This window comes from Micrococcus sp. HG099 (genome assembly GCF_024723355.1).
GTDB lineage: Bacteria > Actinomycetota > Actinomycetes > Actinomycetales > Micrococcaceae > Micrococcus > Micrococcus endophyticus.
In genome coordinates this window covers 22,068-28,355 of sequence record NZ_JANQCJ010000016.1, presented here as the reverse complement: position 1 = coordinate 28,355, position 6,288 = coordinate 22,068, and the positions used below count along the sequence as shown (strand labels likewise).

At 75.5% G+C, this 6,288-nt stretch carries 5 protein-coding genes; 2 read left to right on the top strand and 3 right to left on the bottom strand.

Going from position 1 to position 6,288, the window contains the following annotated elements:
- Positions 1 to 444 (top strand): thioesterase family protein (locus tag NWP10_RS02845; protein ID WP_258299831.1); only part of this gene is annotated, 444 nt, incomplete at its 5' end.
- A 98-nt stretch (positions 445 to 542) separates the two neighbouring features.
- Here the strand turns inward: NWP10_RS02845 and NWP10_RS02840 are convergent.
- The 3 genes from NWP10_RS02840 to NWP10_RS02830 form a co-directional block, all read right to left on the bottom strand.
- Positions 543 to 1,646, bottom strand: a complete 1,104-nt coding sequence (locus tag NWP10_RS02840) for a hypothetical protein (protein ID WP_258299830.1) — start codon at positions 1,644 to 1,646, stop codon at positions 543 to 545.
- A gap of 229 nt (positions 1,647 to 1,875) precedes the next feature.
- Positions 1,876 to 3,216 carry an NADP-specific glutamate dehydrogenase gene (gene gdhA, locus NWP10_RS02835; protein ID WP_017488580.1) on the bottom strand — a complete coding sequence of 447 codons (1,341 nt, stop codon included), beginning with the start codon at positions 3,214 to 3,216 and terminating at the stop codon, positions 1,876 to 1,878.
- Positions 3,217 to 3,463: 247 nt separating this feature from the next.
- Positions 3,464 to 4,681 carry a glycosyltransferase family 1 protein gene (locus tag NWP10_RS02830; protein ID WP_258299829.1) on the bottom strand — a complete coding sequence of 406 codons (1,218 nt, stop codon included), beginning with the start codon at positions 4,679 to 4,681 and terminating at the stop codon, positions 3,464 to 3,466.
- A gap of 231 nt (positions 4,682 to 4,912) precedes the next feature.
- On the opposite strand from NWP10_RS02830, the gene NWP10_RS02825 reads away from it, so the two are divergent.
- On the top strand, positions 4,913 to 6,259 hold the full coding sequence (locus NWP10_RS02825) for a DUF6350 family protein (RefSeq protein ID WP_017488578.1): 1,347 nt from the start codon (positions 4,913 to 4,915) through the stop codon (positions 6,257 to 6,259).
- Positions 6,260 to 6,288 lie beyond the last annotated feature (29 nt).

Genomic DNA, 6,288 nt, shown 5'->3' with positions numbered 1-6,288 from the left:
ACCGGGCCCCGCGCCGTCGAGGTCCGCATCCCCCTGCGCTGGGCGGACATGGACGCGTACGGCCACATCAACAACATCGCCGTGGTGCAGCTGCTCGAGGAGGCCCGCGTGGCCGCCTTCGGCGTGCCCGCCAACACGGGCGCCGGCGGCGGCGAGGCCCCGCCGATCGACCTGCTGGAGGGCGTGGCCCCCGGCGTGCGCACGTTCATCTCCGAGCACACCGTGAAGTACCGCGCCCAGATGCCGTACCGGCCGGTGCCGCTGCGCGTCGTCGTGAGCGTGGAGGCCGTGAAGGCGGCCTCCGTGCACGTGGGCTACGCCCTGCACGACGGCGTGGACGACACACTCTGCGCCACCGCCTCCTCCGTGATGGTGTTCGTGGACGGCGAGACCGGCCGACCCGTGCGGGTCACCCCCGAGCAGCGGGCGGCGCTGCAGGGCTGATCGGGGCCGCGCGGTCCCCTCCTGCACTCGCCGCGCCCCGCCGCGCCCTCTCGCACTGCTTCCTCCCGCACCCGCCGAACAACCGACGCCCAGCGACATCACCGCCGTTCTGCCCGCCGGTGATGTCGCTGGGCGTCGGTCGGTTCGGGGCGATCCGTTCGCGGCACGCCCGCAGCGGTGAGGATCCGGGCCAGCCGCTCGGGCGCCCTGAGGTCCTCCCAGGTCCAGTGGGCCACTGCGCGCGTGACCAGCTGCAGGGCGACCTCCCGCTCCTTCTCCCGCCGGATGCTCGCGCGGCGGGCGGCGTCGTCCCCGCGGTGCAGGCCGAGGTCGTACTTGCCGATCCCGTCGAACTCCCCGGCCACGCGCGCGTCCGCCCACCAGAAGTCGGTCCGGGCCACCTCCCGGCCGGTCGCATCCCGGTGCCGGTGCTGCAGGGCCGTGGGCGCCGCGAACCTGAGCTCGTGCATCAGGGCGCGGCTGTAGGACTCCCCGGCGGACTCGGACTTTGCCGCCGCGAAGGACCAGGTGCGCTCGAGCCTCTCCCGCGCGGCCCGGGTCGGCAGGGCCTCCTCGGCGGCCTGCGCCCAGGACTGCGCCTCCGGATGGGTGGCGAGCAGGACGTCCAGGGGCGCGACGGCATCGGGGAACGGCGTCGCCGCGCCCAGCACCAGGAACAGCGTGGCGGGCGCATCGGCCAGGCCCCAGCCGAGGCCGGTCCCGTCGGAGAGGCGGATCTCCACCGGCTCCGGCGCGGCGCCCGGCGCCTGCGGGAGGCCCCACCGGGGACGACGTCGCGGCGGGCGGGGGAGTCGACCACCCGTGGCGAGCAGTGCGGGAGAGAAGGGCCGGGACGTGAGCGGGGCGGCGCCGCGGTGCCCGGGAGAGGTGGCCCGCAGGTCGAGGGCGGGCGGGTCGACGGCGACGGGCAGCCTCCGCAGTCGGGCGGCGGTCAGCCCGGTGAACACGGTGGCCGGCCGCGCGAGCGCCAGGGCGGCCGCGGACGCCGTCGACCGGTCCCACGGGCTCAGCGCCGTCCAGGTCGACGCTGGCAGATACACGCCCGCGGCGAGGCGGACGAGATCGCCGCGGGTCCAGGCGCGCTCGAGCCGGCGTCGGGCGGCCAGGTCCTCCCGGCGGGCCACGTGCAGCAGGGGCCCGGTCCCGGGGCGGAGGTCGGGGACGTCGGTGAGCGCGGTCATGCCGCCAGTGTGCGGACCCGGTGGGCCGCCGTCATCGTGGGGAACGGCGCCCGTGGACGACGCGCCGGGGGAGCGCCGCTGTGCAGGAGCCGGCGACGACGGCGCCGCGCCCCCGTCGTGCCCATGCCCTGCCCTCCTGAAAAGTCCGACGCGCAGCGACATCACCGCCGGTCGGAACGGCGGTGATGTCGCTGCGCGTCGGTCGAAGGGAGGGATCCCCGGCGAGGGGTCAGACCACGCCCTGGGCGATCATCGCGTCGGCCACCTTGATGAAGCCGGCGATGTTCGCGCCCGCCACGTAGTTGCCGGGGGTGCCGTACTCCTCGGCGGTCTCGACGCAGCGGTCGTGGATGTCGCGCATGATCGCCTCGAGGCGGTCGTGCGTGTACTCGAAGTTCCACGAGTCGCGCGAGGCGTTCTGCTGCATCTCCAGCGCGGAGGTGGCCACGCCGCCCGCGTTGGCGGCCTTGCCCGGGCCGAAGAGGGTCTTCGCGTCCAGGAACAGGCGGGTGGCGGCCTCGGTGCAGGGCATGTTGGCGCCCTCGGCCACGGCCTTCACGCCGTTGCCCAGCAGGGTCTTGGCGGCGGACTCGTCCAGCTCGTTTTGGGTGGCGCACGGCAGGGCCACGGTGCCCTCGACGTCCCACACGGAGCCGCCGGCCACGTAGCGGGCGCGGCCGCCCTTGCGCTCGACGTACTCGGAGATGCGGGCGCGCTCGACCTCCTTGATCTGCTTGAGCAGGTCCAGGTCCAGGCCGTCCGGGTCCACGATGTAGCCGGCGGAGTCGGAGGCGGTGAGCACGGTGGCGCCCAGGGACGCGGCCTTCTCGGCGGCGTAGATGGCCACGTTGCCGGAGCCCGAGATCAGCACCTGCTGGCCGTCCATGGACTCGCCGCGGGTCTGGAGCATGGAGTCCGCGAACATGACGGCGCCGTAGCCGGTGGCCTCGGTGCGCACGAGCGAGCCGCCCCAGGTCAGGCCCTTGCCGGTGAGCACGCCGGCCTCGAAGCGGTTGGTCAGGCGCTTGTACTGGCCGAACATGTAGCCGATCTCGCGGCCGCCCACGCCGATGTCGCCGGCCGGGACGTCCGTGTGCTCGCCGATGTGGCGGTGCAGCTCGGTCATGAAGGACTGACAGAAGCGCATGATCTCGCGGTCGGACTTGCCGGCCGGGTCGAAGTCGGAGCCGCCCTTGCCGCCGCCGATGGGCATGCCGGTCAGGGAGTTCTTGAAGATCTGCTCGAAGCCCAGGAACTTGATGATGCCCAGGTACACGGAGGGGTGGAAGCGCAGGCCGCCCTTGTAGGGGCCGAGGGCGGAGTTGAACTCCACGCGGAAGCCGCGGTTGACCTGGACCACGTCGTTGTCGTCGATCCACGGCACGCGGAAGATGATCTGGCGCTCCGGCTCGCAGAGGCGGTGCAGGACGCCGGCCTCGACGTACTGGGGGTGGCGCTCCATCACGGGGTCCAGAGCCTCGAACACCTCGGACACGGCCTGGTGGAACTCGGCCTCGCCGGGATTGCGCGCGAACACCTCGTCGCGCAGGGTCTCGAGGGCGTGGTTCATGATGTCCTCCTCGGACGTGGGGGTCGTGGTGCCCCGCGGTGCTCGCGCCGTCGCGTGTCGCCGTCGGAGGGCAGCCGCGATCGCAGGTGCGGCCACGGTGCCTGCCCGCCATCCTGGCAGGCCCCGGGCTCTGTTACCGCATTGAGACGGGCGCCACGCCCCTCCGCCATGCCCCTCCGCCGCACGCAACGCCACGCCGCTCGCCCGCCACGCCGCACGCACGTCCGGCGCCCGGCCCTGGCCGGCGTCAGCCGAAGACGTGCGCGGCCAGCTGGGAGGGCATGGCCAGCAGGCGGCGGGCCAGCTCCGTGCGACGGCGGTCCTGCACGGCGACGGCCTTCTCGTAGTACCCCACCAGCTGCTCGCACAGCACCGGCCAGGTCCGCCCCTGCACGGACGCCCAGGCGGCCTGCGCGAAGGCGGCCCGCTTGACGTCGTCGTGGGCCAGGTCCACCACGTGGCGGCGCAGCTCGTCGAGCTCGCCCGGCGGGTAGAGCCAGCCGGTGCGCGAGGGGTCCACGATGTCCAGGGGGCCGCCGCGGCCCACGGCGACGACGGGCACGCCCGAGGCCATGGCCTCCTGCAGGGTCTGGCCGAAGGTGTCCGACTCACCGGGGTGCACGAACAGGTCCAGGCTGGCCACGTGCCGGGCGAGGTCCTCCCCACCCTGGAAGCCGGCGAAGTGCGCGCCGGGCAGGCGGCGCTCGAGCTGCTCGCGCAGCGGGCCCGAGCCGATGACCACCAGGCGGGTGCCCGGCAGGTCGGAGAGCACGCGCAGGTCCTCGACCTGCTTCTCATGCGCGAGGCGCCCCACGAAGCCGATGAGCCGCTCCCCGTGGGGGGCGAGCTCGGCGCGCAGCGCGTCGTCGCGCTTGGCGGGGTGGAAGCGGCGCGTGTCCACGCCGCGGCCCCAGAGGTGCACGCGGCGCACGCCGGCGGCGTGCAGCTGGCGCACGGTGAACGACGACGGCGCGAGCGTCAGCGTGGCCGTGTTGTGCAGGCGGGCCACGTGGCTCCACAGGACGTCCTCGAGCCACGGGGCGCCGTAGCGGGCCGCGTAGCCGGGGACCTCCGTCTGGTAGACGGCCACGGAGGGGATGCCCAGCTCTTCGGCCGCCTGCACCGCGCGCCAGCCGAGCACGAAGGGGGAGGCGATGTGCACCACGTCCGGGCCGAACGCGGTGAGGATTCCGCGCAGCCGGCCCACGGTGCCGGCGGCCACGCGCACGGAGGAGTAGCCGGAGAGGGGCACGGAGGGCAGGGCGTGCACGGGGAAGCCCTCGACCTCGCGGGGGGCCTGGCCCTCGCCCGCCCGCTGCGTCCAGCCGGCGGACCACGAGGCGGCGGGGGCGATCACGATCGCCTCGTCGCCCCGCTCCCGCAGGTGACGCAGCACCTGGAGGATCGAGTGGGTGACCCCGTTCATGTGGGGCAGGAACGATTCGGCGACCACGGCAACACGCACGCTCCGGACGCTAGGCGGCCACGGCCACGCCCCGGGCACCGGTCGGCGACGCGGCGGTGGCCGGGGGGTGAACCTTCGGGGCCCTCGCCCGCGGGGCGGTCGGCTCCGCGCCCGGCTCGGCGCCCGCTCGCTCGTCCGCCCGCGCAGCCCCTCCGTGGCGGTCGTCTCACCCGCCCGCGGGGCCCGCGCCCCGTCCAGGGGGCACCCGGACTCGGGTGGCACCATGGACGGGTGAGCTCCCGCCCCGCCGCGCCCCGCCTGTTGCGCCCCGTCCCCCTGCCCCTGTGGCTTCAGGGGGTGGTCGAGGCGCTCGTGACCGCGCTGCTGAGCCTGCTGGCCGTGATGATCCCGACCCTGGCCGTGTGGGCCACCGGCGGGTTCCAGCGGCCCACGATCGAGGGCGCCCTCCAGGTGGGCGGCACCCTGTGGCTGGCGCTGCACGCCGTGCCCGTCACGGTGGCCACCGTCCTGCCGACGGCCGAGGGCCATGTGCTCTCGGGGACCGCGTGGCTGGTCCCGTGGGGCCTGACCCTGATCCCGCTCCTGCTCTCCTGGCGGGCCGGCCGCCGCCTGGCCCGTGCCTCCTACCGGGACCAGGCGTGGCAGGCGTTCGCGGGGGCCGTGGGCGGCTACGCGCTCGCGGGCCTGACGGTGGCCTTCCTGCCGGGCACCCCGGAGCTGCGCGTGAGCCCGTGGGCCGCCGCCCTGCTGCCGGCCCTGCTGTTCGGGATCGCGGCGCTCGCCGGCGCCCGGCGCGAGGCGGGCACGTGGGCGCACCTGATCGGCCTGGACCTGACGGAGCGGATCGCCCGCCGCTCCCAGTACGAGCGCTGGGCCGGGTCCTACGCGTGGTCCGTGGTCCGGGCGGCCGTCGTCGCCCTGCTGGTGCTGGCGGGGCTGAGCGCCCTGCTCGTGGCGGTGCGTCTGGCGGTGGAGTGGCCGGCGGTGGTCACCCTGGCCCAGGCGATCGACGCCGGCCCGTTCGGCGGCCTGCTGCTGGCGGTCCTGCAGATCGGCTGGCTGCCCACGCTCACGGGCTGGGCGATCGCGTGGACCGCGGGCCCGGGGTTCTCCGTGGGCTCGGACAGCCTCTACTCGGTGTTCGGGGCGACGCCGGCCGCCGCCCCCGCCCTGCCCGCGCTGGGGGCGCTGCCCGCCGCCTGGGCGCCGTGGCATCCCCTGTTCCTGGCGGTGCCGATCGCCGCCGGCGTGGCCGCCGGCGTGTGGCTGCTGCGCGAGGGGGAGAATCACCTGGACGACTGGCTGGACGCCCGCACCGGCCACCGCGCCGTGTCCCTGGCCCTGTCCACGCTGGCCCTGGCCGTGCTGACCGGGCTGCTCGCGGGCCTGCTGCTGCTGGTGCCGCTGGCCCTCACCTCGGGCACGCTCGGCGTCGGCACGCTGACGGACATCGGGGCGAACGTGTGGGCCGCGTGCGCGGCCGTGGCCGGGTGGGTCGCGCTGGGGTGCGCCGCCGGCTACCTCGTGGCGCTCGCGCTCGCGGGACGCCGCTTCATTCGGCCTGCCGAGGCCGCCGTGGCGGCGGAGCGCCCCCGGCCGCGCCGGTCCCGGGACTGAGTCGGACCGCCTCCGACGCCGCGCTCCGA